Source organism: Kitasatospora sp. NEAU-69, from assembly GCF_057158765.1.
Genome location: NZ_JBWXUE010000003.1, coordinates 235,138 through 262,132 on the forward strand (window position 1 = coordinate 235,138; position 26,995 = coordinate 262,132).

The 26,995-nt window shown below is 71.8% G+C and carries 22 protein-coding genes; 14 read left to right on the top strand and 8 right to left on the bottom strand.

Translation table 11 applies throughout. The annotated features are described in order from the left end of the window. The first annotated feature begins 10 nt into the window (after positions 1 to 10). The 3 genes from AC060L_RS05320 to AC060L_RS05330 all read left to right on the top strand — a co-directional run bounded on the left by AC060L_RS05320 (position 11) and on the right by AC060L_RS05330 (position 2,470). A complete protein-coding gene (locus AC060L_RS05320; RefSeq protein ID WP_483797298.1) occupies positions 11 to 670 on the top strand; it encodes a response regulator transcription factor in 660 nt (219 codons plus the stop codon). A 61-nt stretch (positions 671 to 731) separates the two neighbouring features. Beyond that, entirely contained in the window at positions 732 to 1,634 is a 903-nt protein-coding gene (locus AC060L_RS05325) for a sterol desaturase family protein (protein ID WP_483797299.1), read from the top strand. Continuing rightward, the gene (locus AC060L_RS05330) at positions 1,628 to 2,470 is read left to right on the top strand and encodes a lysoplasmalogenase (protein ID WP_483797300.1); all 843 of its coding nucleotides are present in this window, start codon (positions 1,628 to 1,630) and stop codon (positions 2,468 to 2,470) included. The genes AC060L_RS05325 and AC060L_RS05330 overlap by 7 nt, the downstream gene beginning before the upstream one ends. A gap of 108 nt (positions 2,471 to 2,578) precedes the next feature. On the opposite strand, the gene AC060L_RS05335 is transcribed toward AC060L_RS05330, so the two are convergent. Further along, positions 2,579 to 3,382: an exodeoxyribonuclease III gene (locus AC060L_RS05335; RefSeq protein ID WP_483797301.1), complete on the bottom strand. Its 804-nt coding sequence runs from the start codon at positions 3,380 to 3,382 to the stop codon at positions 2,579 to 2,581. A 257-nt stretch (positions 3,383 to 3,639) separates the two neighbouring features. Between AC060L_RS05335 and qcrB the strand changes: the two genes are divergently transcribed. Beyond that, positions 3,640 to 5,349, top strand: a complete 1,710-nt coding sequence (gene qcrB / locus AC060L_RS05340; RefSeq protein WP_483797302.1) for a cytochrome bc1 complex cytochrome b subunit — start codon at positions 3,640 to 3,642, stop codon at positions 5,347 to 5,349. Positions 5,350 to 5,464: 115 nt separating this feature from the next. On the opposite strand, the gene ctaF is transcribed toward qcrB, so the two are convergent. Beyond that, positions 5,465 to 5,854, bottom strand: coding sequence for an aa3-type cytochrome oxidase subunit IV (ctaF, locus tag AC060L_RS05345; protein WP_483797303.1), 390 nt, complete (start codon positions 5,852 to 5,854; stop codon positions 5,465 to 5,467). Further along, positions 5,851 to 7,521, bottom strand: a complete 1,671-nt coding sequence (gene ctaD, locus AC060L_RS05350; protein WP_483797305.1) for an aa3-type cytochrome oxidase subunit I — start codon at positions 7,519 to 7,521, stop codon at positions 5,851 to 5,853. The genes ctaF and ctaD overlap by 4 nt, the downstream gene beginning before the upstream one ends. 185 nt (positions 7,522 to 7,706) lie before the next feature. On the opposite strand from ctaD, the gene AC060L_RS05355 reads away from it, so the two are divergent. Further along, positions 7,707 to 8,228: an N-acetyltransferase family protein gene (locus AC060L_RS05355; protein ID WP_483797306.1), complete on the top strand. Its 522-nt coding sequence runs from the start codon at positions 7,707 to 7,709 to the stop codon at positions 8,226 to 8,228. 47 nt (positions 8,229 to 8,275) lie between these two features. On the opposite strand, the gene AC060L_RS05360 is transcribed toward AC060L_RS05355, so the two are convergent. The 4 genes from AC060L_RS05360 to AC060L_RS05375 form a co-directional block, all read right to left on the bottom strand. Continuing rightward, positions 8,276 to 9,385: an ROK family glucokinase gene (locus AC060L_RS05360; RefSeq protein WP_483797435.1), complete on the bottom strand. Its 1,110-nt coding sequence runs from the start codon at positions 9,383 to 9,385 to the stop codon at positions 8,276 to 8,278. Positions 9,386 to 9,417: 32 nt separating this feature from the next. Beyond that, entirely contained in the window at positions 9,418 to 10,410 is a 993-nt protein-coding gene (locus tag AC060L_RS05365) for an ATP-binding cassette domain-containing protein (protein ID WP_483797436.1), read from the bottom strand. A 5-nt stretch (positions 10,411 to 10,415) separates the two neighbouring features. Then, positions 10,416 to 11,438 (bottom strand): ABC transporter permease, encoded by a 1,023-nt coding sequence (locus AC060L_RS05370; protein WP_483797437.1) that lies wholly within the window; start codon positions 11,436 to 11,438, stop codon positions 10,416 to 10,418. A gap of 89 nt (positions 11,439 to 11,527) precedes the next feature. Continuing rightward, on the bottom strand, positions 11,528 to 12,529 hold the full coding sequence (locus AC060L_RS05375; RefSeq protein WP_483797438.1) for a substrate-binding domain-containing protein: 1,002 nt from the start codon (positions 12,527 to 12,529) through the stop codon (positions 11,528 to 11,530). Positions 12,530 to 12,929: 400 nt separating this feature from the next. Between AC060L_RS05375 and AC060L_RS05380 the strand changes: the two genes are divergently transcribed. Next, positions 12,930 to 14,042: an alpha/beta hydrolase gene (locus AC060L_RS05380; RefSeq protein WP_483797307.1), complete on the top strand. Its 1,113-nt coding sequence runs from the start codon at positions 12,930 to 12,932 to the stop codon at positions 14,040 to 14,042. 89 nt (positions 14,043 to 14,131) lie between these two features. Here the strand turns inward: AC060L_RS05380 and AC060L_RS05385 are convergent, their stop codons facing one another. Next, a complete protein-coding gene (locus AC060L_RS05385) occupies positions 14,132 to 15,724 on the bottom strand; it encodes a PucR family transcriptional regulator (RefSeq protein WP_483797308.1) in 1,593 nt (530 codons plus the stop codon). 484 nt (positions 15,725 to 16,208) lie between these two features. Here AC060L_RS05385 and AC060L_RS05390 point away from each other — a divergent pair, with 484 nt between their 5' ends. The 8 genes from AC060L_RS05390 to AC060L_RS05425 all read left to right on the top strand — a co-directional run bounded on the left by AC060L_RS05390 (position 16,209) and on the right by AC060L_RS05425 (position 26,904). Further along, the gene (locus tag AC060L_RS05390) at positions 16,209 to 17,096 is read left to right on the top strand and encodes an FAD binding domain-containing protein (RefSeq protein WP_483797309.1); all 888 of its coding nucleotides are present in this window, start codon (positions 16,209 to 16,211) and stop codon (positions 17,094 to 17,096) included. Next, positions 17,093 to 17,584 (top strand): (2Fe-2S)-binding protein, encoded by a 492-nt coding sequence (locus AC060L_RS05395; RefSeq protein WP_483797310.1) that lies wholly within the window; start codon positions 17,093 to 17,095, stop codon positions 17,582 to 17,584. Before AC060L_RS05390 ends, AC060L_RS05395 begins: the two co-directional genes overlap by 4 nt. Continuing rightward, on the top strand, positions 17,581 to 19,941 hold the full coding sequence (pucD, locus tag AC060L_RS05400) for a xanthine dehydrogenase subunit D (protein ID WP_483797311.1): 2,361 nt from the start codon (positions 17,581 to 17,583) through the stop codon (positions 19,939 to 19,941). Before AC060L_RS05395 ends, pucD begins: the two co-directional genes overlap by 4 nt. A gap of 285 nt (positions 19,942 to 20,226) precedes the next feature. Beyond that, positions 20,227 to 21,702 carry an NCS2 family permease gene (locus AC060L_RS05405; protein WP_483797312.1) on the top strand — a complete coding sequence of 492 codons (1,476 nt, stop codon included), beginning with the start codon at positions 20,227 to 20,229 and terminating at the stop codon, positions 21,700 to 21,702. 177 nt (positions 21,703 to 21,879) lie between these two features. After that, on the top strand, positions 21,880 to 23,139 hold the full coding sequence (locus AC060L_RS05410; RefSeq protein ID WP_483797313.1) for an XdhC family protein: 1,260 nt from the start codon (positions 21,880 to 21,882) through the stop codon (positions 23,137 to 23,139). Between the two features lie 245 nt (positions 23,140 to 23,384). Beyond that, on the top strand, positions 23,385 to 24,086 hold the full coding sequence (locus tag AC060L_RS05415; protein ID WP_483797314.1) for an RNA polymerase sigma factor: 702 nt from the start codon (positions 23,385 to 23,387) through the stop codon (positions 24,084 to 24,086). Beyond that, positions 24,083 to 25,144 (top strand): hypothetical protein, encoded by a 1,062-nt coding sequence (locus AC060L_RS05420; protein WP_483797315.1) that lies wholly within the window; start codon positions 24,083 to 24,085, stop codon positions 25,142 to 25,144. Before AC060L_RS05415 ends, AC060L_RS05420 begins: the two co-directional genes overlap by 4 nt. A 587-nt stretch (positions 25,145 to 25,731) precedes the next feature. After that, positions 25,732 to 26,904: a globin domain-containing protein gene (locus AC060L_RS05425; protein WP_483797316.1), complete on the top strand. Its 1,173-nt coding sequence runs from the start codon at positions 25,732 to 25,734 to the stop codon at positions 26,902 to 26,904. Positions 26,905 to 26,995 lie beyond the last annotated feature (91 nt).

A 26,995-nucleotide genomic window follows, 5' to 3' on the forward strand; every position in this document is an offset into this window, starting at 1 on the left:
GGAGAACCTCATGACCCTACGAGTCGTCATCGCCGACGATGAAGCCCTGGTCCGATCGGCCTTTCGCGTGCTGATCAATTCCGCTCCGGATCTGACGGTGGTCGGGGAAGCGGCGAACGGCCGAGAGGCGGTCGAGGTCATCCGAGCGCTGCGGCCGGACGTCGCCTTGATGGACATCCGGATGCCGCTGCTCGACGGGATCGAGGCCACCCGTCTGGTTCTCTCCGGGAAGGATCAACCGTCCGTGCGGATCGTGGTCCTGACCACCTTCGCGCTGGACGAGTACGCCTTCGGCGCGATCCGGGCGGGCGCCAGCGGCTTCCTCCTCAAGGACACGCTGCCGGCCGAGTTGCTCAGTGCCATCCGGGTGGTCGCCGCCGGAGACGCGCTGCTGGCTCCCAGGATCACCAGACGGCTGATGGAGGAGTTCGTCCGGCAGGACATCGCCCCCGCGCCTGCGAAGGACCTGGACGGAGTGACACAGCGCGAGTGCGAGGTACTGCACCTCGTCGGGCGAGGGCTGTCCAACGCCGAGATCTCACAACAGCTCTGTCTCTCCGTCGGCACGGTGAAGTCACATGTCAGCAGACTGCTCACCAAGCTCGGAGCACGGGACCGGGCTCAGCTGGTGATCGCCGCCTACGAGAGCGGGGCCCTGGTGGTCGGATAGCACCGCTACGCATGAGTAACAACTCTTCCGGTGCCGCCCGGTGTCGCCTATCGTGCCGGTCATGCCGAACCTGCCCAACGTCGTGCTCTGGTCGATACCGGCCTTTGTGCTGCTCGCTGTGCTGGAGGCAGTCTCCTACCGGTTCCATCCGGACGACGAGGAGCAGGGTTACGGTGGGAAGGACACGGCGACCAGTCTCGGCATGGGCCTGGGCAGCCTGTTCTTCGACGCCGGCTGGAAGATCCCGATCGTCATGGTCTACTCGGCGCTGTACTCACTGGCACCGGTCCACCTCCCGGTGACCTGGTGGACGCTGCCGCTCATGCTGCTCGCCCAGGACTTCTGCTACTACTGGCAGCATCGCGGTCACCACGTGATCCGCATTCTCTGGGCCTGCCATGTGGTCCACCACTCCAGCCGGAACTACAACCTGTCCACGGCGCTGCGCCAGCCGTGGACGGGCGCGACCAACTGGGTGTTCTACGTACCGATGATCCTGGCCGGGGTCCACCCGGCGGCGCTCGCGTTCTGCACCTCGGTCGGTCTGCTGTACCAGTTCTGGATCCACACCGAGCGGATCGACCGGCTGCCGGCGCCGGTCGAACTGATCCTCAACACACCGTCGCACCACCGGGTGCACCACGCCTCCCAGGGCGGCTACCTGGACCGCAACTTCGGCGGCATCCTGATCGTCTGGGACCGGCTGTTCGGCTCCTTCACACCGGAGACCGTCCGCCCGGTCTACGGCCTGACGAAGAACATCGACTCGTTCAACCCCCTGCGGGTCGCGACGCACGAGTACGCGGCGATCGCCCGGGACGTGGCGGCAGCCACGAACTGGCGCGACCGCGTTCGCCACCTCGCCAAGGGCCCCGGCTGGCAGCCCGGGTCACCGGGCAGCACCGTCCCCACCACTACTCTGGCCACCACCCCCAGTACCTCGGAAGGCTCCATCGCATGCTGAACAGCCTCAGCTCTCCCACCGGACAGCTCACCGGACGCCTCACCGGACGCCTCGCGGAGCGGCTCACCGGGCGGGCGCGCGGTCTGCTCGGCACCTTCGCCGCCACCTCGGCGGCGCACCTGGGCGCGCTGCTGGTGGAGGGCAAGGCCGTCGAGCTGGTCACCAAGCCCGTGCTGATGCCGCTGCTCGCCGCCCATGTGGTCGCCTCCGGCAAGCGGTCCGCGCTGGTCGCCTCGCCCGCAGCAACCGCGCCGAGGCTGCCGGAGCCGGCCGGACCGAGCACCGCCGAGCAGAACGGCACGAGCAGCCCCGCCACCGGCACCGGCAGCGCCACCGGCGACAGCACCCGCCTGCTGGTCCCCGCGCTGATCGCCAGCACGGCGGGCGACGCGCTGCTCCAGATCGACAGCGAGGCGGCGTTCCTGGCGGGGATGGGCTCGTTCGCGACCGCGCACGTCTGCTACATCGCGATGTTCGCCAAGCAGGGGGCGCTGACGGACCGTCGTCGCACCGCACTGGTCGCCGGCGCGTACGCGGCGACCTGGGCGGTGATGATGAACCAGCTCTGGCCCGGCCTCGGGGCGCTCAAGATCCCGGTGGCCGGCTACAGCCTGCTGCTGGCCTCCACCGCGGTGACCTCCGCCGGCCTGGGCCTGCGCGGCGGACTGGGCGGTGCGCTCTTCCTGCTCTCCGACACGCTGATCGCCACCCGGCTGGCCGGGTGGCGGGAGCTGCCGGGACACGAGCTCTGGATCATGTCCACGTACATCGCCGCGCAGTACCTGCTCGCGACCGCCGCGATGCAGGCCGAGGAGCGGCAGGCCGAGAACCGGTAGACCGAGGAGCGGCAAGCGGAGGGCCGGTAGGCCCAGAACCAGCAGACCGAGGAACGGCAAGCGGAGGGCCGGTAGGCCCAGAACCAGCAGACCGAGGAGCGGCCGAGCTCAGAGCGCGAGGTCCACGACCACCGGCGCGTGGTCGGAGGTTCCCTTGCCCTTCCGCGCCTCGCGGTCCACGTAACTGTCCGTCACCGCTGCGACGAACGGCGCGTTCGCGTAGGTCAGATCGATCCGCATGCCGCGGTTCTTCGGGAAAGCGAGCTGCCGGTAGTCCCAGTAGGTGTACGGGCGGTCGTACTTGAGCGGGCGCGGGACGACGTCCTCAAGGCCGGCCTCGCGCAGCGCGGCCAGCGCGGCGCGCTCGACCGGTGTCACGTGCGTGGCACCCTCGAAGGCGGCGAGGTCGAAGACGTCCTCGTCGGCCGGGGCGATGTTGAAGTCACCGAGCACGGCGAACGGGCGCTCGCCAGCCGCGTCCGCCAGCACCGCCTGGCGCAGCGCCTCCAGCCAGTCGAGCTTGTAGCGGAAGTGCGCGTGCTCCACCTCGCGCCCGTTCGGGACGTAGACCGACCAGACCCGGACCGGCCCGCAGGTGGCCGCGATGGCGCGCGGTTCCTGTTCGGGCAGCAGCGCGCCGTCCGCCAGGAAGCCGGGCTGACCGGGCAGGTCGCGCACGACGTCCTCGAAACCGAGCTTGGAGATGATCGCCACACCGTTCCACCGCCCGGTGCCGTACGCCTCGGTCTCGTAGCCGAGCTCGCGGACCTCCTCGAACGGGAAGGCAGCCGTGGCGCACTTGAGCTCTTGCAGGCAGAGCACGTCGGGCTTGGCGCTCTCCAGCCACTCCAGCAGCTTGGGCAGCCGCGCGGTGACGGAGTTGATGTTCCAGGTGGCGATGCGGACGGTCACAACGGGCCTTCCCGGGGTGGTGCGGACGGGGGCGGGTGCCGAGCCGGCAGACCCGGCCAGACACCCGCCCCCGAAGATACCCGCCGTCACCGACAGCAGCGGCTCAAGGCGTCAGCCGGGGCCGTGCTGGCGCGACGGAGTGAACCGGGCCCGGCACGCGCGGGTCGCGCCGCCGCGGGACGCGGGTCGCACGGTATGGCTAGCAGGTCGGGGGCCCACCCCGGGAACCTCACGCGACGGGACGAGGTGCGGGTCGGATGCCCCTGGAGCAGCCGGAGCGGCGGCGGCCGCCGGACAACTGGGCCGCCCAACACCCGGTGGCCGCCGCCCGCGCCGAGGCCGCGGCGGACGCGCTGGACGGCCGACTGCCGTTCCTGGACGCCGCGAAGGGCCTGCTGCGCAAGATCTTCCCCGACCACTGGTCGTTCCTGCTCGGCGAGTTGGCCCTCTACAGCTTCGTGGTGCTGCTGGCCACCGGCGTCTTCCTGACCTTCTTCTTCAAGCCCGCGATGGGCGAGACCATCTACACCGGCAGCTACGCGCCGCTGCACGGGATCCGGATGACCGAGGCCTACGCGTCCACGCTGGCGATCAGCTTCGACGTGCGCGGCGGCCTGCTGGTCCGCCAGATCCACCACTGGGCCGCGCTGGTCTTCGCCGCCTCGGTCGGCGCGCACCTGCTGCGGATCTTCTTCACCGGTGCGTTCCGCCGCCCGCGCGAGCTCAACTGGGTGATCGGCCTGACGCTGTTCCAGTTGGTGCTGATCGAGGGCTTCGCCGGCTACTCGCTCCCCGACGACCTGCTCTCCGGCACCGGCCTGCGCACCGCGCAGGGCTTCATGCTGGCGGTCCCGCTGGTCGGCTCGTACCTGGCGTTCTTCGCGTTCGGCGGCGAGTGGCCCGGCCAGGACATCGTGTCGCGCCTGTACACCACGCACATCTTGCTGCTGCCCGGCCTGCTGCTGGCGCTGATCACGGCACACCTGATCCTGGTCTTCCACCTGAAGCACACGCACTGGGCCGGCCCCGGGCGGACCAACCGCAACGTGGTCGGCAAGCCGATGTTCCCGCAGTTCGCCGCGCAGACCGGCGGCCTGCTGGTACTGGTCTCCGGGGTGCTGGTGGCGCTCGCCGCGCTCGCGCAGATCAACCCGATCTGGCTGTACGGGCCGTACCGCGCCGACCAGGCGTCCACCGACGCGCAGCCGGACTTCTACATGGGCTTCCTGGAGGGGGCGCTGCGGCTGATGCCGGGCACCGAGACCCGGCTGTGGGGCCACACCATCGCGTGGAACCCGCTGCTGCCGGCGGTGGTCTTCCCGGTGCTGCTCTTCACGGCGTTGTACGCGTACCCGTTCCTGGAGCAGTGGATCACCGGCGAGCGCGGTGAGCACCACCTCTGCGACCGTCCGCGCAACCGGCCGGCCCGCACCGCGGTCGGGACGGCCGGCGTGACGGCGTACGCGGTGCTGCTGCTGGCCGGCGGGCAGGACGTGATCGCGCTGACCTTCCACGTCTCGGTCAACGTGCTCGACTGGACGCTGCGGGTGGCGCTCTTCGTCGCTCCGGTGCTGGTCTTCTGGCTGACCCGGCGGCTCTGTCTGGCGCTCCAGGCCCACGACCGCGACCGGTTCACGGACGGCGCCGCGCCGACCGGCTTCGTCCGCCAGACGGCCGAAGGCGGGTTCGAGCAGGAGCACCAGCCGCTGACGGTGCGCCAGCGCTACACGCTGACACTGCGCGAGGTGCCGGCGCCGCTCGAAGCGCCGACTCCACCGACTCCGCCGACCGTGCCGGCCCCGCCGACCGCGGGCGGCCCGTCACGCGCCGAGCGACTGCGCTCGCGGCTGGAACGGCTGCGGGCGGCACTCAGTGGTTGGTACTACCGCGACCGGGTCGAGCTGCCGGAGCCACCGGAGCCGCCGAAGGTCCACGCGGAGGAGCCGAAGGAACCCGCCCGGGACTGACCGGGCCGGACCGACGCGGCCGGACCGACGGAACGAGCCCCGGGCGGACCCCGAACGGACCGACCCGCCGGAGCAGCCGACAGGCAGGCCGGCAAGCAAGCAGGGCCCGGCTGGCTCACTGCTCCCGCGACGCGTACTGGAAGACGAACCCGCCGACCCCGGGAAAGAGCAGCCCCACCCCGATCAGCATCAGCCAGAGCCCGAACACGACGCCCAGCGCCAGCACCGCAACGCCGACCGCGGTCAGCAACGGGTAGCCGCTGCCGGGCGCGAAGAACTCCAACGGGCCGGCCCCATCGGCGATCTCGGCCTCGGCGCTGTCCTGCGGCCGCCGGTCGCGGCGCAGGTACTGGCCCCAGAAGAACGCCGCGACCAGGGCGGACATCAGGAACGAGACGACCAGCGCCGCCTTCCCCGCCGGCTCGCGGGCCAGCACGCCGTAGACGGCGGCGAGCGCGCCGAAGAACGCCGCCCAGCCGGTGAACAGGTAGGCCTCGGCCTTCATTGCGCACGCTCCTCGGCGTCCAGGACGGCCCGCGAGTGCAGCGGGTGGTGCAGGTCGAAGGCCGGGCACTCCGAGCGGATCCGCGGCATGGCGTGGAAGTTGTGCCGCGGCGGCGGGCACGAGGTGGCCCACTCCAGCGAGCGGCCGAAGCCCCAAGGGTCGTCCTCGGTGACCTTCGGCGCGTACCTGGCGGTGTGCCAGACGTTGTAGAGGAACGGCAGGATGGAGACCCCGAGCAGCAGCGAGCCCGCCGAGGAGACCTCGTTCAGCGTGGTGAACCCGTCGGACGGCAGGTAGTCGGCGTACCGGCGCGGCATGCCCATCGCGCCCAGCCAGTGCTGCACCAGGAAGGTGGCCTGGAACCCGGGGAAGAGCAGCCAGAAGTGCACCTTGGCGAGCCGCTCGTCGAGCATCCGCCCGGTCATCTTCGGCCACCAGAAGTAGAAGCCGGCGAAGGTCGCGAAGACGACCGTGCCGAAGAGCACGTAGTGCAGGTGGGCCACCACGAAGAAGCTGTCCGAGACGTGGAAGTCGATCGGCGGCGCCGCGAGCAGCACCCCGGTCAGGCCGCCGAACAGGAACGTGGTCAGGAACCCGATCGAGAAGAGCATCGGCGACTCGAAGGAGAGCGAGCCGCCCCACATGGTGCCGACCCAGTTGAAGAACTTCACGCCCGTCGGCACCGCGATCAGCAGCGAGGTGAGCGAGAAGAACGGCAGCAGCACCTGCCCGGTGACGAACATGTGGTGCGCCCAGACCACGGCCGAGAGCGCGGTGATCGCGATGGTCGCGCCGATCAGCCCGTAGTAGCCGAAGATCGGCTTACGGCTGAAGACCGGCAGGATCTCGCTGACGATCCCGAAGAACGGCAGCGCCACGATGTAGACCTCGGGGTGCCCGAAGAACCAGAACAGGTGCTGCCAGAGCAGCGCGCCACCGCCGTTGGCCGGATCGAAGACGTGCGCGCCGAACTTGCGGTCCGCCTCCAGCGCGAGCAGCGCGGCGGTCAGCACCGGGAAGGCCAGCAGCGCCAGGATCGAGGTGAAGAGCACGTTCCAGGTGAAGATCGGCATCCGGAACAGCGTCATCCCGGGTGCGCGCAGGCAGACGATGGTGGTGATGAAGTTGACCGCGCCCAGGATCGTGCTCAGCCCGGCCACCACCAGCCCCATCACCCACAGGTCGCCGCCCGCTCCGGGGCTGCGCACCGCGTCGTTCAGCGGCGCGTAGGCGAACCAGCCGAACGCGGCTGCGCCCGAGCCGGTGAAGAAGCCGCTGACCACCATCAGCCCGCCGAACAGGAACACCCAGTAGGTGAACGCGTTCAGCCGCGGGAAGGCCACGTCCGGCGAGCCGATCTGCAGCGGCATCACCGCGTTCGCGAAGCCGGCGAAGGTCGGGGTGGCGAAGAGCAGCATCATCACGGTGCCGTGGATCGTGAAGAGCTGGTTGTACTGCTCGTGGCTGAACAGCTGGGCCCCCGGCCGGGCCAGCTGGGCGCGCATCAGCAAGGCCAGGATGCCGGCGAAGAGGAAGAAGCCGAACGAGGTGGCCAGGTACAGGTTGCCGATCACCTTGTGGTCGGTGGTGGTCAGCCAGCGCAGCACGACCGAGCCCTGACGCACCGGCAGCGCGTCCGGCGCGGGTGCCTGTACGACTTCCGTCATCCGACCCTCTCCCTCACCGACACCGCCCCCCAATGAGCACAGAACGTGCCCATGCAACCACCGAACGCAGCGGCGGCGGGTCAGCCACACGGCGAGCCGAAGGACTTCTGAATGTGCGGCGACGCCCGCGAAAAATCCCGTCAAACCGCTTGAGCCCACGTCGTGCCTGTGTCAAAAATCACAGCATGGATGTGCGAAGGGCACGTGAAGCGGAGTTCACCCTGCGGCCGGCCGGCGCCGATGACGCGGGCTTCCTCGCCGAGATGCTGGTCGAGGCCGTCAACTGGCGGCCCGCTGTGGCCGGGCCGCGCGAGCGGGTGCCGGCCGGGGCCGGCGGGCCCGCCGCCGGGCACTACGTGGCGGGGTGGCCGCGGGCCGGCGACCTCGGGGTGGTCGCCGCGGCGGCGGACGGGCGGGCGCTCGGCGCGGCCTGGCTGCGGCTCTTCCCCGCCGGTGAGCCCGGGTACGGGTTCGTCGGGCCGCAGGTGCCGGAGCTCTCGATCGGGGTGCTGCCGGGCTGGCGGGACCGCGGCGTCGGCCGGGCGCTGCTGCGCGAGCTGCTCCGGCGGGCCTGCCAGGCCGGCCACCACCAGATCTCGCTGAGCGTGGAGCGGGCCGACCGCGCGGCGGCGCTGTACGCGGCGGAGGGCTTCGTCACCGTCGAGACCGGCCCGGACGTCGCGACCATGGTCCGCGAGCTCTGCTGAACTCAACGGCTCAGCAGCTCAGCCGCAGCTCAGCACCCCGAACAGCCTCAGCGCTCGGCCCGGCTCCGCTTGACCGTACGGAACCGCCGGGCCACCGCACGGGCCAGGTCGGCGGCACCGATCAGCCCGGCCTCGTTGCCGAGTGCGGCCCGGACGATCTGCGCCTCCGGCCGGAAGCCGCGCCCGGTCAGCGTGCGCCGGAACGCGTCCTGGGCCGGCGCCAGCAGCAGGTCACCGGCCGCGGAGACGCCGCCGCCGACGACGAACCGTCCGGGGTCCAGCGCGGCCGCCAGGTTCGCCAGGCCGACGCCGAGCCAGGTGCCGATGTCGTGCAGCAGCTCGACGGCCATCGGGTCGCCGCCCTGTGCGGCCTCGGTGACCAGCGGCCCGGTGATCGCGGCGACATCGCCGGCGGCCATCGCCAGCAGCGACTGGGCGACCGGGGACTCGGCGGCGGCCAGCTCGCGCGCCTCGCGGACCAGCGCGTTGCCCGAGGAGTACTGCTCCCAGCAGCCCCGGTTGCCACACGGGCAGCGGTGCCCGCTCGGCACCACCTGCATGTGGCCGAACTCGCCGGCCAGCCCGTGCCGGCCGCGGTCCACGTATCCGTGCCGGACGACCGCGCCGCCGATCCCGGTACCCAGGGTGATCATCACCAGCAGGTCCTCGCCGCGCCCGGCGCCGAAGCGCCACTCGGCCCAGGCGGCGGCGTTCGCGTCGTTCTCCACCACCACCGGGAACTTCAGCCGGTCCGTCAGCGCGTCCCGCAGCGGCTCGTTGCGCCAGTTGAGGTGCGGCGCGAAGAGCACCCGGGAGCGGTCGGCGTCCACCCAGCCGGCCGCGCCGATGCCGACCGCGTGCACGTCGTGCCGGTCCGCCAGCTCCAGCACCAGCTCGACGATGACGTCCTCGACCACCTTGGGGCTCTTGCTCTTGTGCGGCGTCTCGGTGCGCAGCTGCTCGACGATCCGGCCCTCGCCGTCCACCACGCCGGCGACCACCTTGGTGCCGCCGATGTCGATCCCGATGGTGGGCAGCCGCAGCACGCCGGCGGGCAGCGTGCGGCGCCGGCGGTCGGCGCCGTAGCGGTCAGCCCCGCGCGGACCGAGTCCGCGCTGGCCGAGGCCCCGTTGGCCGAGGCCGAGGAGAGCGGGCAGGACGGGCTGGCCGGTGCGGCCGTTGGGGTTCGTCACGACGGCGGGGGCTCCTGATCAGACGGCGGGTCAGACGACAAGTCGGACGGCGGTTCGGGCAATGGGTCGGACGGTGGCTCGGACGGTGGGTCAGCCGGTGGCTCGGACGGTGAGTCAGTCGGCGGTTCGGACAACAGGTCGGGCAACAGGTCGGGCGGTAGATCCGGTGGCAGGTCGGCCGGGTGGGCGAGCTCGTGGCGCAGCTCGGCCAGCTCCGAGCCGCCCGCCATCTCGCTGGTGAGCTGCTCCAGGCCGATCGCACCACGGGCATAGCTGCCCGCCATCCTCCCTCTTTTCAGCAGCACGAAGTGATCCGCGACCAGATGAGCATGGTGCGGATTGTGCGTGATCAGCACCACGCCCAGCCCCTCGGCCCGGGCCGCGGCCACATAGGAGAGCACCACGCCGGACTGCTTGACGCCGAGCGCGGCCGTCGGCTCGTCGAGGATCAGCACCCGGGCGCCGAAGTGCACGGCCCGGGCGATCGCCACGCACTGGCGCTGGCCGCCGGAGAGCGTGCCGATCGGGCGGTCGACGTCGGCCAGCTCGATGCCCATCCGGGCCAGCGCCTGCCGGGTGGTCGTCCGCATGTGGGCCACGTCGAGCCGCCCGTAGCGCCCGAACGGGCCGGTGGTCCGCTCGGCACCGAGGAAGAAGTTGCGCCAGACCGGCATCAGCGGGACGACCGCGAGGTCCTGGTAGACGGTGGCGATGCCGAGATCCAGGGCCTGCCGGGGCGAGCCGAGGTGCACCGGCCGGCCGTCGATCAGGTAGTCGCCGCGGTCGTGCCGGTGCAGTCCAGCGATGATCTTGATCAGGGTGGACTTGCCCGCGCCGTTGTCGCCGAGCACGCAGACGATCCGCCCGGCGTCCACGGTCAGCGAGACCTCGTCGAGCGCGGTGACCGCGCCGTACTGCTTGCCGACCCCGCGCAGCTCCACCAGCGGAGAGGAGGAAGTCGAGGAAGGGGAGATCGAGGAGGAGGAGATCGCGCTCACCGCCCGGCCTCCGCCCGCCGCCGGACGAAGGAGTTCAGCAGCGCCGCGAGCAGCAGCAGCGCGCCGAGGAAGAACTTGAACCAGTCCGGATCCCACTGCGCGTACACGATCCCCTTGCTGGTCATGCCGAAGATCAGCGCGCCGAGTGCGGACCCGGCCGCCGAGCCGTAACCGCCGGTGATCAGGCAGCCGCCGATCACCGCCGCGACGATGTAGATCAGCTCGTTGCCCACGCCCTCCCCCGACTGCACGGTGTCGAAGGAGAAGAGCAGGTGCTGGCCGAGCACCCAGGCGCCGAAGCCGACGCCCAGGTAGAGCAGGGTCTTGGTCCGGGCGACCGGCACCCCGACCGCCCGGGCCGCGGCCGCGTCGCCGCCGACCGCGAAGATCCAGTTGCCGAGGCGGGTGCGCAGCAGCACCCAGCTGGCCACCACGAGCAGGCCGAGCCACCACCAGACCGTCGCCTTCACGGTCAGCCCGCCGATGGTGACCTCGGAGGCGAAGAGCCAGTGGCAGGACGCGAAGCCCTGCATGTCGGCGATCGACTTGGTGCTGACCGAGCCGGTGACCAGCTTGGTGACGCCCAGGTTGGCGCCGGTCAGCATCAGGAAGGTGCCGAGGGTGACGATGAAACTGGGCAGCCGGGTGCGGGTGAGCATCCAGCCGTTGAACCCGCCGATCGCGAGCGCCACCAGCAGCGACACCGCCACCCCCACCCAGGTCACCGCGGTGAACTGGTAGGAGACCATCGACGAGGTCAGCGCGGCGGTGGTGACCAGCACGCCGGCCGAGAGGTCGAACTCGCCGCCGATCATCAGCAGCGCGACCGGAACCGCCATGATCCCGATGGTCGAGGACGCGTACAGCACGGTGCCCAGCGAGGAGACCCGCAGGAAGCTGTCCGCGGCGACCGAGAAGAAGCCGAAGACGGCGACCGCGCCGATCAGCGCGCCGAATTCGGGCCGGGAGAGCAGCCGGTGCAGCCACCGGCCGCGCGGCGCGCCGGTGGGGCCGGCCAGCACGTCCCGCGCACCCGGCGAGCCCGGCGAGCCCGGTGAGTCCGGCGCCTGCGGCCCGCCCGGCCCGCCCGGCACGTCCGGCGGTGCGCTCACCGGGTACCGCCGGCGACGTACTGGGCCAGCTTGTCCGCGTCCTTGGCGGTCAGCAGCTGCGGACCGGTCAGCACCGGTTGCCCGCCGCCCAGCACGTCCAGGTTCGAGCGGTAGAGCCAGAGCAGGTCCACGCCCTCGTAGCCCTGCAGGTACGGCTGCTGATCGACCGCGAAGCCGATCGAGCCGCTCTTCAGGCCGTCCACCACGGCGCTGCTCAGGTCGAAGGTGTCCACCTCCACGCCGCGCCGGGCGTCCTGCACCGACTGCAGCGCGGTCGCGGCGAGCGGTGCGCTGAGCGTGAGCACGGTGTCCACCGACTGGTCGGCCTGGAGCTTCGCGGAGATCGCGGCCTTGGCGTCCGGCAGATTGACGCCGTCCACGTAGAGCGTCTGCAGACTGCCCGGGAACGTCGCCTTCGCGCCGGCGCAGCGCTGCTCCTGCCCGACGTTGCCCTGCTCGTGGATCACGCAGAGCACGCTGTGCCGGCTGCGGCCGCCGAGCGCCGTGCCCGCCGCCCGGCCGGCCGTGCTCTCGTCCTGGCCGATGTGGGTGAGCGCGCCGAACGGCGCGGAGAACTCGGCGCCCGAGTTGATGCTGATCACCGGGATGCCGGCCGCCTCGGCCTTGGCCAGCACGTCCTTCAGCGCCGGGCCCTTGGCGAGGGTGACCAGCAGGCCGTCCACCCGCTGGTCGATCGCGGCCTGCACCAGCTGGACCTGGTTCGCGGTCTGCGCGTCGTTGGAGTAGAGGAAGTTGATGTTGTCCTTCGCCGCGGCCTGCTCGGCGCCCTTGCGGACGGTGTCCCAGAACGAGTCGCCGGCGCCCGCGTGGGTGACCATCGCGACCGTCCAGCGCGGGGTGCTCACCGCGCCGCCGGCGGTCGCCGCGCGGGTGCGGGCGTGCTCGGCGCGCAGCCCGCCGGTCCGGCTGCACCCGGGCAGACCGGACAGCAGCAGGAGCATGAGGAGGAGCACCGCGCACCCCTGGGCCCTGCGCACCCGGCCACCGCCTTCCGACGCCACGTCAGATCCCTGCCAGTGTCGGGCGCCCGGCTCTCCGTGGCATCCCGGGAGGGGCCGTCCGGCGTTTCGACGAAGTATTAAGGAAACTCCGAGGGCGCCCCAGGGTGCCGTACAGTTCCTGAGTGTTCGCCGGGCCGCTGCGCCGCGTACACCCGAGCAGGTGACACACTAGGGTCGGTAAAAAGACGGGGTTCTCATGCCCGCGTGAGCCGGCTCTCAGGTTTCCTTCAGAGTCGACGAAACCGATCACGCGTCCATGTCGTCCCCTCTCATTGAAAGCGCGCCGGGCAAGCGGGGTCCGGGCGAGTCGCAACGCGGATACGAGAACTTGATGCAACTGACAGGTCAGCCCTTCCTGATCCTTACGATCATCCTGGTGCCGGTCTCCATCGTGGTGACCCTCCTGCTCTGGGGAAGGGTCGGGGGGCCGAAGGCCGTGCAGCTGCTGGCCCGGCTGGTGATGCTGCTGTTCTGCCAGGCCACGGCGGTGACCATGATCTTCGTCATGGTGAACAACGCCAACCTGATCTACGGCAGCTGGGGCGACCTGCTCGGTGACGACAGCCACATCAGCGCGGTGCCGAACCCGCCGGCCGCCGACGCCGCGGTCGGTGGCAAGCCCGGACAGGCCGGGCAGAGCGGACAGCCCAGCCCCGAGGCCACCAAGCCCAAGATGCTCCAGCAGTTCAAGAAGGTGGACGACCCGCTGGTGCCCGGCGACGTCCAGACCACCGAGCTGAAGGGCCAGGCCTCCGGCGTCGACGGCGAGGTCAACGTCTGGCTGCCGCCGCAGTACAACGACCCGGCGTACAAGAACGTCAAGTTCCCCGTGGTCGAGCTGCTGCCCGGGTTCCCCGGCTCCTCGAAGGCCTGGTTCGGCTCGCTGAACGTCTCCACGCAGCTCAAGCCGCTGATGCAGTCCGGCCAGGTGACGCCGTTCATCCTGATCTCGCCGCGCACCCAGCTGATCAGCACCACCGTGGACACCGGCTGCGCGAACGTCCCGGGCAAGGTCAACGCCGACACCTGGACCTCCCAGGACGTTCCGCAGATGATCCTGGACAACTTCCGCGCCGACCCGTCGCCGGACGCCTGGGCGATCGGCGGCTTCTCGGCCGGCGCGCACTGCGCCGACCGGATGGCGCTGCTGCACCCGGACCGGTACCGCGCGGCGATCAGCCTCTCGGGCTACAGCGACCCGATCAACGAGGGGCAGTCGCTGACCGCGAAGGACCCCGCGCTGCGCAAGACCTCCAACCCGCTCTACATCCTGGAGCACGCCGCGACCCCGCCGAAGGTCGCGCTGTACCAGACCGGTGCCACCGGCGACGGCTACCAGGACGGGCAGGCGCTGGCCAACGCCGCCAAGGCCCCGACCACGGTGACGGTGCTGGAGACCCCGGGGCCGCACACCGTCTCGACCTGGCGTCCGATGATCCCGGCCGTGTTCAAGTGGCTGAGCACGATCATCCCGGCGCCGAAGCCCTGACCGTCCGTTCGTAACGCGGAACGCCCCCGGACCACACGGTCCGGGGGCGTTCAGCGTTACGGGGTTTCGGGGCTTCGGGGCGCACGGCCTCAGGCCAGTTCGAGCGCCAGGTAGAAGTCCACCCGGTCCTCCAGGCGCGACAGGTCGCGCCCGGTCAGCTCCTCGATCCGCCCGATCCGGTAGCGCAGCGTGTTCACGTGGACGTGCAGCTGCGCGGCGCACCTGGTCCACGAGCCGTCCGAGCGCAGGAACGCCTCCAGCGTGCGGACCAGGTCGGCCTGGTGCTCGATGTCGTAGGCGATCACCGTGTCCAGCAGCCGGCTGCGGAAGGCGCGGCGCACCTCGTCCGGCACGGCGGCCAGCAGCAGCACGTGCGAGGCCAGCTCCTCGGGGCCGGCCACGCAGACCCGGCCGACCCGGGCGGCGGCGATCCGGCGGGCGTGCCGGGCCTCCTCCAGCGCACCGCGCAGTCCGCCGGCCTCCAGCGCGGGCGCCGAGACGCCGAGCGTGATCCGGCCCTCCGAGCCGAGCCCCGCCTCCAGCGGCGCGAGCAGCTCGCGCAGCGCGTCGGCGGGCACCGCGGCCGCGGGCGCGGGCAGCACGACCACCGCGCCGGTCCCGGAGCCGGCCACCAGCACGCGGTCGGTGGTGTCGGTGAGGGCTTCCTCCAGGATCGTCCGCACCGCTCCGTCCGGCAGGCCGGTGCCCTCGGCGCTGAGTACCAGCCAGGAACCCTCGGCCGGCTGCGGCTTGACCGCGCCGCTCTCGTAACGGGCGGCCATCGCGGAGGAGGCGTAGAGCGTGCGGCTGATCTCGGCCGGGTCGGCGTCGCGCTGAAGGAGCGTCAGCACCTCGTCGCCGAGCCGGCGACGCAGCCGGCGGCTCTCGTCACGGCGGGTCCGCTCGGCAGCGACCAGCCGGGCCAGGTTCTCGGCGAGCTGCTGGCGCTTGGTCGTCCACTCGGTGACGTCACCGGCCACCGCGAGCACCCAGTCGGCCAGCGGGGCCTCCTCCTCGGGGTGCGCGGGCGCGGGCAGCAGCGAGTAGGCGCCGGAGGCGAGCCGCGCGCGGTGCGGCGGGCGGCGGCGCTGGCGCTGGGCGGCCAGGTGGGCGCGGACCAGCTGGTCGCGGTCGGCCGCCGAGAGGTGGTCGGCGGGTCCGGCGACCACCTGGCCGGTCGGCGTGAGCACCCAGCAGTCCAGGTCGAGGTCGCCGCCGAGCAGGTCGAGCACCGCGTCCAGCCCACCGGCGCCGGCAGCCGAGACCAGCTGCCGGTGCCGGTCGACCAGCGCGGCCAGGTCGGCGGCCCGGTCGGCGGAGACCTGGCGGCCGATGAACTCGGTCAGCGTCGAGAAGGCGATGTCGTCGGGGACCGCGAGCAGCGGCATCCGGTGCCGGCGACACGCCTCGATCAGGTCCGTCGGCACCGGGCCGACCTCGGCCTCGCCGGCCGCCAGCGCGACCGCGCCGCCGGCCGCCAGGGTGCGCACGAAGCGCTCGGAGTCCTCCGGGCCGGTGCGCCAGAGCATGCCGGTGAGCACCAGCTCACCGCCGTGCAGGTAGCGGCCCGGGTCGTGCAGGTCCGTCGTCATCACTCCGCTGACCTGCCGGTCGAGCTCGTCCTCCGCGGCGAGCAGCCGAAGTCTCGGCGCACCGGGGGCGAGCAGGTCACGGACGCGCATCCGCGGACTCCTTCGTCTGGACAGGGCGGGCCGCGAGGGCTACCCGGGTAAGCAACGGGGGGACAGTGTGCCCGAAATCGGGCCATGGCGTGGGCCAGGTTTTACGTATCAGCACTCCGCCGGGGTCACGGCGCCATCGCTTCGTCGTCACGGCCGGATTACGGTCGCAAGGGGCGGTTGGGAAACCGCTCAGCTGGGAGTTCATCTCCCTTAGAGGAACGTACAGGATGCCGGGCGACACCGGAGCACGGGCTTCATGCCATCGGTGACTGCCTCGGGAGGGTCCGGCAGCGGTTCACTGGCCACACGCCGCCGGACACACCCCGGTGACCAGGACTCAACAGGGCGGCAACGACCCGGTAGCACAGTCCGAACACCGGAGGTTGGAAATCCTGCGCAGTCGCCCCCATATGGGCGAGGCCCTGCGGATTTCCGGGCACAGTGCCCAAAAGTTCGATTGGCGACGACTTGAGGAGAGACCCGCATGGAGTTCCTGCGGCCCGCTAGCTGGGACGAGGCGCTCGCGGCGAAGGCTGAGTTCCCGACCGCGCTGCCGATCTCAGGCGGTACGGACGTGATGGTCGAGATGAATTTCGACGTGCACCGGCCGTCCGCGTTGCTCGATCTGAACCGTGTCGCCGAGCTGACCGAATGGTCGATCGCGGACGGTGTGGTGCGCCTGGGGGCGGCCGTCTCGTACAGCCGGATCATCGCGGAGCTGTCCGGTCCGCTGCCGGGGCTGGCGCTGGCGGCGCACACGGTCGGTTCGCCGCAGATCCGCAATCGTGGCGGGGTGGGCGGGAACCTCGGCGGTGCCTCGCCGGCCGGCGACGCGCACCCGGCCCTGCTGGCGGCGGGGCGGGACGTCTTCGTGGAGGCCTGCTCGGTGCGCGGGACGCGGATGATCCCGATCGACGAGTTCTACGTCGGCGTGAAGCGCAACAGCCTGGAGCGGGACGAGCTGATCCGGGCGGTGCACATCCCCGTGGCGGACGGTCCGCAGCAGTTCTCGAAGATCGGCACCCGCAACGCGATGGTGATCGCGGTGTGTGCCTTCGGGTTCGCGCTGCACCCGAAGAACGGCACGGTGGGCACCGGGATCGGGTCGGCGGCGCCGACGCCGCGTCGCGCGGTGGAGGCGGAGGAGTACCTCCAGGGCGTCCTCGCCGAGCGGGGGCTGTGGGAGTCCGGCGACGTGCTGGGCAGCGAGGTGATCCAGCGGTTCGGGGAGCTGGTGAAGGCGGCCGCGTCGCCGATCGACGACGTGCGCGGCACCGCCGACTACCGGCGGCACTCGCTCGCCGTGATGGCGCGGCGCACGTTGACCTGGACCTGGAACGACTACGGCAAGCAGATCAGGAGCGCGGCATGAGGGTCACTTTCACCGCCAACGGCAAGCCCGTCGAGGCGGATGACGTGTGGGAGGGCGAGAGCCTGCTCTACGTGCTGCGTGAGCGGGTGGGTCTGCCGGGCTCGAAGAACGCGTGCGAGCAGGGCGAGTGCGGTTCCTGCACGGTCTACCTGGACGGCACGCCGGTCTGTTCGTGTCTGGTGGCGGCCGGGCAGGTGCAGGGCCGCGAGGTCCGCACCGTGGAGGGGCTCGCCGACGAGGAGAGCGGCGAGCTCGGACTGGTGCAGCAGGCGTTCGTGGACGCGGGCGCCGTGCAGTGCGGGTTCTGCACGCCGGGTCTGCTGGTGCAGACGGACGCGCTGCTGGCGCAGGATCCGCAGCCGAGCGACACGGACATCCGTGAGGCGCTGAGCGGGAACCTGTGCCGGTGCACCGGCTACGAGAAGATCATGGACGCGGTGCGGCTCGCCTCCGCCCGCACGTGCCAGAAGGCGGGGACCCCCGAATGACCACACGCACGATCCAGGGTCAGAAGAACCTGCAGGACATCCGCCAGGCGAGCGCGGACGGCATCGGCGGCTCCCCGCTGCGTCCGGACGGCACGCTGAAGGTCAAGGGCGAGTTCGCCTACTCCTCCGACCTGTGGCACGAGGACATGCTCTGGGGCATGGCGCTGCGCTCCCCGCACCCGCGCGCCACCATCCTCTCGGTGGACATCTCCGAGGCCGTGAAGACCCCGGGCGTCTACGCGGTGCTGACCCACGACGACATCCCGGGCACGAAGTTCTACGGCCTGGAGATCCAGGACCAGCCGGCCCTGGCGATCGACAAGGTCCGCTACCACGGCGAGGCGATCGCCATCGTCGCCGCCGACCACCCCGAGACGGCCCGCCGCGCGGTCAAGAAGATCAAGGTCGAGTACGAGGTGCTCACCCCGATCACGACCGAGGAGCAGGCCCTCAACCCCGAGGTGCACGGCTACGTCCACGAGCCGCACGAGTACAAGTCGCACGGCTCCGGCAACATCTGCCACAGCCAGAAGCTGGTCTCCGGGCTCGGCGTCACCGACGAGGTCCGCGCGATGGCGGACGTGATCGTCAAGGGCGAGTACGAGGTCGGCATGCAGGACCAGGCCTTCCTCGGCCCGGAGTCCGGCCTGGCCGTGCCCGCCGAGGACGGCGGCATGGACCTCTACGTCGCCACCCAGTGGCTGCACGTGGACCGCCAGCAGATCGCCCCGGTTCTCGGCCTGCCCGAGGAGAAGGTCCGGCTCACGCTCGCCGGCGTCGGCGGCGCGTTCGGCGGCCGCGAGGACCTCTCGATGCAGATCCACGCCTGCCTGCTCGCGCAGCGCACCGGCAAGCCGGTCAAGATCGTCTACGCCCGTGACGAGTCCTTCTTCGGCCACGTGCACCGCCACCCGGCGAAGATGTTCTACGAGCACGGCGCGACCCGTGACGGCAAGCTGGTCTACGCGGACGCCCGGATCGTGCTGGACGGCGGCGCGTACGCCTCCGCCTCGCCCGCGGTGGTCGGCAACGCCGCCTCGCTCGGCCACGGCCCGTACGTCATCCCGAACGTGCGGATGAACGCGATCGCGCTCTACACCAACAACCCGTCCTGCGGTGCGATGCGCGGCTTCGGCGCGGTCCAGGCCTGCTTCGGCTACGAGACCCAGATGGACAAGCTCGCCGCCGAACTGAACATGGACCCGGTGGAGCTGCGCCAGCTGAACGCGATGGCCGAGGGCGACCACATGCCCACCGGCCAGCTGATCGACTCCCCGGCGCCGGTCGCCGAGCTCCTCCAGCGGGTCAAGGACATGCCGCTGCCGCCGCCGCTGGACCTCGACAACCTCGACGTCCGCACGCTGCCCGGCGCGCTCTCCAACACCTCGCACGGTGAGGGCATCGTGCGCGGCATCGGCTACTCGGTCGGGATCAAGAACGTCGGCTTCTCCGAGGGCTTCGACGACTACTCCACCGCCCGGGTCCGGCTGGAGGTGATCGGCGGCGAACCCGTCGCCATGGTGCACACCGCGATGGCCGAGGTCGGCCAGGGCGGCATCACCGTGCACGCCCAGATCGCCCGCACCGAGCTCGGCGTCGAGCAGGTCACCATCCACCCGGCCAACACCGAGGTCGGCTCGGCCGGCTCCACCTCCGCCTCCCGCCAGACCTACATGACCGGCGGCGCCGTCAAGCTGGCGGCGGAGGCCGTGAAGGCGGCGCTGATCGAGAAGGGCCGCAAGCGCTACGGCTGGACCCAGGGCGACCTGACGCTGGCCGGCGGCAAGGTGGTCTCGCAGTCGCAGGGCGCCCTGGTCTCGATGGTCGACCTGCTCGGCGACGAGGCGATCGACCTGACCCGCGAACACCACCACCGCCCGACCGAGGCGTTCGACAAGGAGACCGGTCAGGGCTTCGGCCACGTCCAGTACACCTTCTGCGCGAACCGCGCGGTCGTTGACGTGGACGTCGAGCTCGGCCTGGTCAAGGTGGTCGAACTGACGGCGGCCCAGGACGTCGGCAAGGCGCTCAACCCGCTCTCGGCGATCGGCCAGATCCAGGGCGGCTGCACGCAGGCGCTGGGCCTGGCCGTGATGGAGGAGATCATCGTGAAGGACGGCAAGGTGCGCAACGCCTCCTTCACCGACTACCTGATCCCGACCATCCTGGACACCCCGCCGATCCCGGTGGACATGCTGGAGCTGCCCGACCCGAACGCCCCGTACGGGCTGCGCGGGCTCGGCGAGGCGCCCACCGTCTCGGCCACCCCGTCCATCGTGGCGGCGATCCGGCAGGCCACCGGCATCGCGCTCAACCGGATCCCGGTCCGGCCCGAGCACCTCACCGGAACGCTCTAGTCCCGGTCCCAGACCCCCTGGGGCGGCGGCCACGTCTTCCCCCGCCGCCCCGGGGAGCTCCGAAGGCAGTACCAGCTCCAAAGGCAGTACAGGCAGTACCCGTTCACGTGCACCATCCCGCTGCCTCTCCCACGCCGGGGCTCTGCAGCGGTGCGCTCCACCCACACGCACCGCAGGCACCTCAGAGTGCACCTCGTGAGTCGAGCAAGTCCCCCTGTGCCGCCACCCCTCAGGCGGCAAGGTCGGCTCGCCCACCCCAACCCCCTATGAACCTTGGGAGTGGACATGACCCGGATCCCCACGGAGACCGGCACCACTGAACAGATCCCCGCCCAGGCCGGCACCCCCACGCCGGCCCCGGCGCCGAAGAACGCGCTGGACGCGTACTTCAAGATCTCCGCGAGAGGCTCGACCTTCGGGAACGAGATCAGAGGTGGTCTGACCACCTTCATGGCGATGGCGTACATCGTCCTGCTCAACCCGCTCATCCTGAGCGGCGCCGACGTGACCGGCGCGAAGCTGGACCACGCCCAGCTGACCACCGCGACCGCACTCGCCGCCGCCGTCACCACGATCCTGATGGGCGTGGTCGGCAACGTGCCACTGGCGGTCGCGGCCGGGCTGTCGGTCTCCGGCGCGGTCTCCGCGCTGGTCGTACCGCACACCACCTGGGCGCAGGCCTTCGGCCTCTGTGTCATCTACGGTCTGCTGATCGTGCTACTGGTCGTCTCCGGACTCCGCGAGAAGATCATGAACGGCATTCCACTGCCGCTCAAGCACGCGATCACCATCGGCATCGGTCTGTTCGTCGCACTGATCGGCCTGCACAAGGCGGGCTTCGTGCAGAGCGGCGGGCCCACCCTGGTCTCGCTCGGTCCGGAGGGCCAGCTGACCGGCTGGCCGGTGGTCTGCTTCGCGGTGACCCTGCTGGCGATCTTCGTCCTGATGGCCCGCAACGTGCGCGGGGCGATCCTGATCGGCATCGCCGGCGGCACCGTCTTCGCGTTCATCGTCAACGCGATCGCGCACATCCCGGCCAAGGCCTGGGGCAGCGCGGCGCCGGTCTGGCCGGGCAGCCCGGTCTCCACGCCGAACTTCGGCCTGGTCGGCCACGTCGATCTGTTCGGCGCGTTCGGCAGCAAGGGCATGGGGGCGATCAGCGCCTCGGTCGCCGTCTTCACCCTGGTGCTGGCGGGCTTCTTCGACGCGATGGCAACCATCATCGGCGTCGGCACCGAGGCCGGCCTGGCCGACAAGCAGGGCCGGATGCCCGGGCTCTCGAAGGCGCTCTTCATCGACGGCTCCGGCGGTGCGATCGGCGGCCTGGTCGGCGCGTCCGGCCAGACGGTCTTCGTGGAGTCCGCGACCGGGGTCGGCGAAGGCGCCCGGACCGGTCTCGCCTCCACGGTCACCGGCGGCGTCTTCGCGCTGATGCTCTTCTTCTCCCCGCTGGCCGGCATCGTGCCGGTCGAGGTGGCCTCGGCCGCGCTGGTCGTCATCGGCTCGATGATGATGAGCCAGGCCCGGCACATCGACTGGGCGGACCGCGAGATCGCCATCCCGGCCTTCCTGACCTGCGTGATGATGCCGTTCACCTACAGCATCACGGCCGGTGTGGCGTCGGGTGTCATCTCGTACACCGTGATCAAGGCCGGCCAGGGCAAGTGGCGCGAGCCGGGTCCGCTGATGTGGATCCTGACCGGTGTCTTCGTCGTGTACTTCGCGCTCACTCCGGTCAAGGAATGGCTCGGCGTCCACTAGTCGGAGTCCACTAGTCCCACTGGTAGTACTGCCGTTGTACGGGGGCTGACGGTCAGCACCCGTGCAACGGCTTTCCCTTACTGATAGCCCTGTACCAGCCGTACCGGCCCGAACCGGCCACGCCGCCGACATCGCCGACACCGACCATCCCTTCGCACCTCGACAGGAGCCACGGACATGCAGGACATCGCCGAACAGTTGCAGGCCTGGCACGCCTCCGGGCGCTCCTTCGCGGTGGCGACGGTGGTCGGCGTCTCGGGCAGCGCGCCGCGCGACCCGGGCGCGGCGCTGGCCGTGGACGCGGCCGGCGAGGCGATCGGCAGCGTCTCCGGCGGTTGTGTCGAGGGCGCGGTCTACGAGCTGTGCCGGGACGCGATCGAATCCGGCGAGGCCGTGTTGGAGCGGTTCGGCTACAGCGACGAGGACGCCTTCGCGGTCGGCCTGACCTGCGGCGGGATCCTGGACGTCTTCGTGCAGCCGATCGTGCCGGGCGAGGACGCCGGGCTGGACGCCGGGATCGCCTACATCGCCTCCGGCACCCCGGTCGCGCTCGCCCGGGTGGTCGAAGGGCCGGCCGGACTGCTCGGCGCCACCGTCGCGGTGACCGCCGGCGCACACCACGGCACGCTCTCCCCCGGCGGCCCGACGACCACCGGCGCGCTGGAGCGCGCGGCCGTCGCCGAGGCCCGGGCGATGCTGGACGCGGGCAAGACCGGCAAGGTGACGCTCGCGCTGGACGGCCGGCCGTGCGACCCGACCGCCGCCGGCACGGTGACCTTCTTCGTCGAGTCCTACGTGCCGGCGCCGCGGATGCTGGTGTTCGGCGCGATCGACTTCGCGGCCGCCGTGGTGCGGGTCGGCAAGTTCCTCGGCTACCACGTCACGGTCTGCGACGCCCGCCCGGTCTTCGCCACCGAGAGACGGTTCCCGGACGCCGACGAGGTGGTCGTCGACTGGCCGCACCGCTACCTGGACTCCCAGCTCGCGACGCCGGACGGGCGCTCGCTGATCGACGGCCGCACCGTGCTCTGCGTGCTCACCCACGACGCCAAGTTCGACATCCCGCTGCTGGAGCGCGCGCTACGGCTGCCGGTCGGCTTCGTCGGCGCGATGGGCTCGCGCCGCACCCACCTGGACCGCAACGCCAAGCTGCGCGAGGTGGGCCTGTCCGAGGCGGAGATCGCCCGGCTGCGCTCACCGATCGGCCTCGACCTCGGCGCCCGCACGCCCGAGGAGACCGCCGTCGCGGTCGCCGCCGAGATCGTCGCGAGCCGGCGCGGCGGCGGTTGCCTGCCGCTCTCGGCCGGCAGCGGGCCGATCCACCACGACCTGGGCCGGCCGGCCGTGGCGCGGGCCGACCACCGGCCGGGCGCGGCACAGCCGGGCGCCGAGCAGCCGGTCACCGAGCACCCGACCCCGCTGCGCCGCGTGGTCTGACAGAAGCTCTGACGGGGGGTCCGACGGGGGCCGACCGAGCGGTAGTCGAACGGCACTCGAACACCGCTCGTGGGCCGACTCGACGCAGTACCCGGGCGACGCCGCCCACCCGCCACCGACGGCCGTCGGCAGCGGCGTTCGCGCTCCGCCATGCGCTGCCGCGTGCCAGGCTTCAGCCTTGCCACTCCCGCCGATCGGCGGGGGTCACGGGCATCGGTACCCCCCGAATGGCGGATGATGGCGCAGTGCAGAACGCAGATCAGTTCGGTGCCGACGACGCCGTCGGCCCCCCAGAGCCCCTGACGCCCGACCTCTCGGCAGCCGTGGACGCGGCCCAGAGAGGTGACGAGGAGGCCTTCCGAACGGTCTTTCGCACCGTGCAGCCGCTGCTGCTGCGCTACCTGCGCGTCCTGGTCGGCGGGGACGGCTCGGACGCCGAGGACATCGCCTCCGAGGCGTGGCTGCAGATCGCCCGCGACCTCGCGAAGTTCCGCGGCGACGGCGACGGCTTCCGCGGCTGGGCCGCGACCATCGCCCGCAACCGCGCCATGGACCACCTGCGGGCCAGACGCCGCAGACCGACCTCCGACCTGCCGGTCGAGTACCTCACCGAAATCCCCGCCCCCGACGACACCGAGCACTCGGCGCTCGCCACCGTCGGCACCCAGGAGGCGCTGGCGCTGATCGCCGGCCTGCCGAAGGACCAGGCGGAGGCGGTGCTGCTGCGGGTGGTCCTTCAACTGGACGCGGAGAGCGCCGCCCGGGTGCTCGGCAAGCGGGCCGGCACCGTGCGGATGGCGGCCCACCGAGGCCTGCGCCGGCTCGCCAAGATGCTCGAAGCACCACCCGGAGTCCCTGCTCAGCGAACGCCCGGACGCGGTCCGAAAAAAATTTCTCCAGAAGGTGTGACACAACCCGGAGCCGCGACGCTGAAGGACATGAGATGAGCACCAACCGATCCCGTCGGATCGACCGCGAGGCCGCCGAGCAGTTGCTCGCAGGCGCCACGTGCGGTCCGCAGGGCGGTCACGGGGCCGTCGCCGAACTGCTCGCCGCCGCGGCCGCTGCTGCGACCGAGCGCGAGCTGGTCGGCGAGCAGGCGGCCGTGACGGCGTTTCGGGAGGCTGCACGACTCAAGCCGGCCGTGCTGTCCAGCCCGTCAGCCCAGTCGGTCCGCTCCGTCCGATCAGTCCTTCCAGTACCGTCCGAGCCCCGGAGACGAACGATGGCCAGCTGCGCACCGAGGAGGTTCCACGCTTCCGCGCGGTTCCTCAGCGCGAAGGCCGCCGCTGCCGCGATCGCGGTGACCGCGCTGAGCGGAGTCGCCGTCGCGGCCGGGACCGGTCACCTTCCCCAGGTGCTGGGTGGCAGCTCGGACAGCGGACCGACCGAGCGAACGGCGCCGGTGGGCACGGTGGCTTCGGTCGGTGCGACCACCGGTCCGCACGACGGCGCGAGTGGCCGTCCGCCCGGCCGCGGCACCGCACCGGGTGCCGCGACACCCCTGACCGGCCAGCCGGTCACCCCCGGCCTGGTTCCGCTCTGCCGGCTCTGGCCGGCCGACGGGACGGCCTCCGCCGACCCCCGGTTCGGGCCGCTGACGCGCGCGGCGGGCGGCCCGGACCGGGTCCCGGCGTACTGTGCGGGCGTGCTGCACCCGGCCGGCGGGGCCGGCGGCACGGCCGACCCGGCGCCGGACGGCAGCGCCCGGCCGACCGGCGGTCCGCCGGACCGGTCCGCCGGACCCACCCCGGTCCGTGGCCGACCCGATCCGGACCCGAGCCGCCAGCAGGACGGCGGCCGGGGCGGGCAACCGACCGACCGGCCCAGCGACCTGCCCGGTGACCGGCCGACCGACCGTCCCACCGACCAGGGCTCCGCACCGCCTGGCCGGCCCGACAAGCCCTCGCCGACCCCCGGCGGGGACGACCGCTCCCACCCGGCCCAGCCGCCGGGCACGTCGGATCCGCACCCCGGCGCCGACGGCGGTCACGTCAAGCAGTAACCCAAAGACTCCGGTCGGGTGGTGGTCTCCCCGGGCACACCACCCGTCCGGATACTCCGGCAGCCCTGACTGTGCATGAGTTGGCTGCCGGTTCCGCAGGATCGAAGGGCTCCCCCGGGTCCGGAGGTCCGAGGCGGACGCCTGGGCCCGACCCCGTTGGGGTCGGCTGGGTCGGGTCCAGGCCGCCTGCTCACCGCCGCGCGGCCCGCCACAGGCGGGCCCTGCCGGCCGCGCACCCGTCGGCCGCGCACCGCCGCGCCCGTTCCTTGCCGCACACGTGGCGACGCGCGATGGCGGAGGGGAAGGACTCGACGCGCGCTCGCGGCGACCGGCAAGGCCCATGCGCTCGACACCTCCTGGGCCTGACCTGGAATTCGCACAGCCTCTGCACACAACCAGCTGACCACCCGTCGCACTACGTGTAGGGTGCGATGGGTGGTCGAACGCCGTTTCGCCTCACCGCACTTCTCTCTCCACATCTGCCACAGTCGTGCCATTCCGGGGGAAATATTGTCATGCTCTTGACATAGCCGGGCTCCCGTGAGCAGTCGGCCCCCTTCCGAGAACCGAGCAGCGACACAGAGACGATGACTGAGACTGACGACCTGACCTTGATCCGGCAGAGCTTCGCGCTGCTCCGGGAGCAAGGGGAGAAACTCACCGGCCACTTCTACGCGACGCTCTTCCTGCACCACCCCGAGGCCCGCGAGTTCTTCCCGCCCGCGATGGACCTGCAGCGCGACCGGCTCTTCCGGGCGCTGGCCGGGGCGGTGCGGATGCTCGACCGGCCCGAGGAACTGACGCCGTTCCTCCAGCAGTTGGGTCGCGACCACCGCAAGTACGGCGTCCAGGCGGCGCATTACGAGGCCGTCGGGAGCGCGCTGCTGGCCACCCTGCGCCGGTTCGCCGGCGAGGCGTGGACGCCGGCGCTGGAGCGGGCCTGGACCGGCGCCTACGGGCAGATCGCCGCCACGATGAGCGGCGCCGCCGAGCGGGACTCCGGTCACACGCCGGCGAGTTGGCTGGGCGAGGTGGTCGGCCACGAGAAGCGCGGCCCGGACCTGGCGGTCCTGACGCTGCGCCCGGACGCGCCGTTCCCGTACCGGGCCGGCCAGTACACCACCGTGGAGACCGCCCGGTGGCCCCGGGTCTGGCGCCCGTACTCGATCGCCAACGCGCCGCGCCGCGACGGCCTGCTGACGCTGCACGTCCGGGCGGTGCCGGCGGGCTGGGTGAGCAACGCGCTGGTCCACCACACCGCCGTCGGCGACGTCCTGCGGCTCGGCCCCGGGCGCGGCGGCATGGTGCTGCCCGAGCAGCCCGCCCGCCGGGTGGTCTGCGTGGCCGGCGGCACGGGGCTGGCCCCGATGAAGGCGCTGGTCGAGGAGATGATCACTCGGCACCGGCCGCTCACGCTGCACCTGTTCGTCGGCGCGCGCCACGAGCGCGACCTGTACGACCTGACCGCGCTACGCCAACTGGCGAGCGTCTTCCCCCGGTTGCTCCTGGTGCCGGTGGTCTCGGAGGAGATCGGCTACAGCGGTCTGCAGGGCCGGCTGCCCGATCTGGTGCCGAGCCAGGGCCACTGGAGCGAGCACGAGGTCTTCGTCAGCGGTCCGGACGACATGGTGGTCGCCATGGTCGAGCGGTTCCACCGGGCGGGCGTGCCGGCCGCCCGGCTGCACTACGAGCTCTCCACCACACCGGCGGAGTTGGACATCACCTCGGGCCTGCTGGAGGCCGAGGCGCACCGGCCCTGAGGGCCCGACTCCGACGGCCCCGCTCTGACGGCCCGGGGGGGGGGGGGGGGGGGGTTGCTCTTCGCCCGTGCACGGGGTGTCGCGGGGTGGG

Bases quoted from the DNA above. Each gene is read 5' to 3' on its own strand.
- AC060L_RS05385 (WP_483797308.1), bottom strand. From the start codon at position 15,724: ATGCGCGTCCGTGACCTGCTCGCCCCCGGTGCGCCGAGACTTCGGCTG.
- AC060L_RS05405 (WP_483797312.1), top strand. From the start codon at position 20,227: ATGACCCGGATCCCCACGGAGACCGGCACCACTGAACAGATCCCCGCC.
- pucD (WP_483797311.1), top strand. From the start codon at position 17,581: ATGACCACACGCACGATCCAGGGTCAGAAGAACCTGCAGGACATCCGC.
- AC060L_RS05330 (WP_483797300.1), top strand. From the start codon at position 1,628: ATGCTGAACAGCCTCAGCTCTCCCACCGGACAGCTCACCGGACGCCTC.
- AC060L_RS05325 (WP_483797299.1), top strand. From the start codon at position 732: ATGCCGAACCTGCCCAACGTCGTGCTCTGGTCGATACCGGCCTTTGTG.
- AC060L_RS05320 (WP_483797298.1), top strand. From the start codon at position 11: ATGACCCTACGAGTCGTCATCGCCGACGATGAAGCCCTGGTCCGATCG.
- qcrB (WP_483797302.1), top strand. From the start codon at position 3,640: ATGCCCCTGGAGCAGCCGGAGCGGCGGCGGCCGCCGGACAACTGGGCC.
- AC060L_RS05390 (WP_483797309.1), top strand. From the start codon at position 16,209: ATGGAGTTCCTGCGGCCCGCTAGCTGGGACGAGGCGCTCGCGGCGAAG.
- AC060L_RS05355 (WP_483797306.1), top strand. From the start codon at position 7,707: ATGGATGTGCGAAGGGCACGTGAAGCGGAGTTCACCCTGCGGCCGGCC.
- ctaF (WP_483797303.1), bottom strand. From the start codon at position 5,854: ATGAAGGCCGAGGCCTACCTGTTCACCGGCTGGGCGGCGTTCTTCGGC.
- AC060L_RS05395 (WP_483797310.1), top strand. From the start codon at position 17,093: ATGAGGGTCACTTTCACCGCCAACGGCAAGCCCGTCGAGGCGGATGAC.
- AC060L_RS05420 (WP_483797315.1), top strand. From the start codon at position 24,083: ATGAGCACCAACCGATCCCGTCGGATCGACCGCGAGGCCGCCGAGCAG.
- AC060L_RS05425 (WP_483797316.1), top strand. From the start codon at position 25,732: ATGACTGAGACTGACGACCTGACCTTGATCCGGCAGAGCTTCGCGCTG.
- ctaD (WP_483797305.1), bottom strand. From the start codon at position 7,521: ATGACGGAAGTCGTACAGGCACCCGCGCCGGACGCGCTGCCGGTGCGT.
- AC060L_RS05410 (WP_483797313.1), top strand. From the start codon at position 21,880: ATGCAGGACATCGCCGAACAGTTGCAGGCCTGGCACGCCTCCGGGCGC.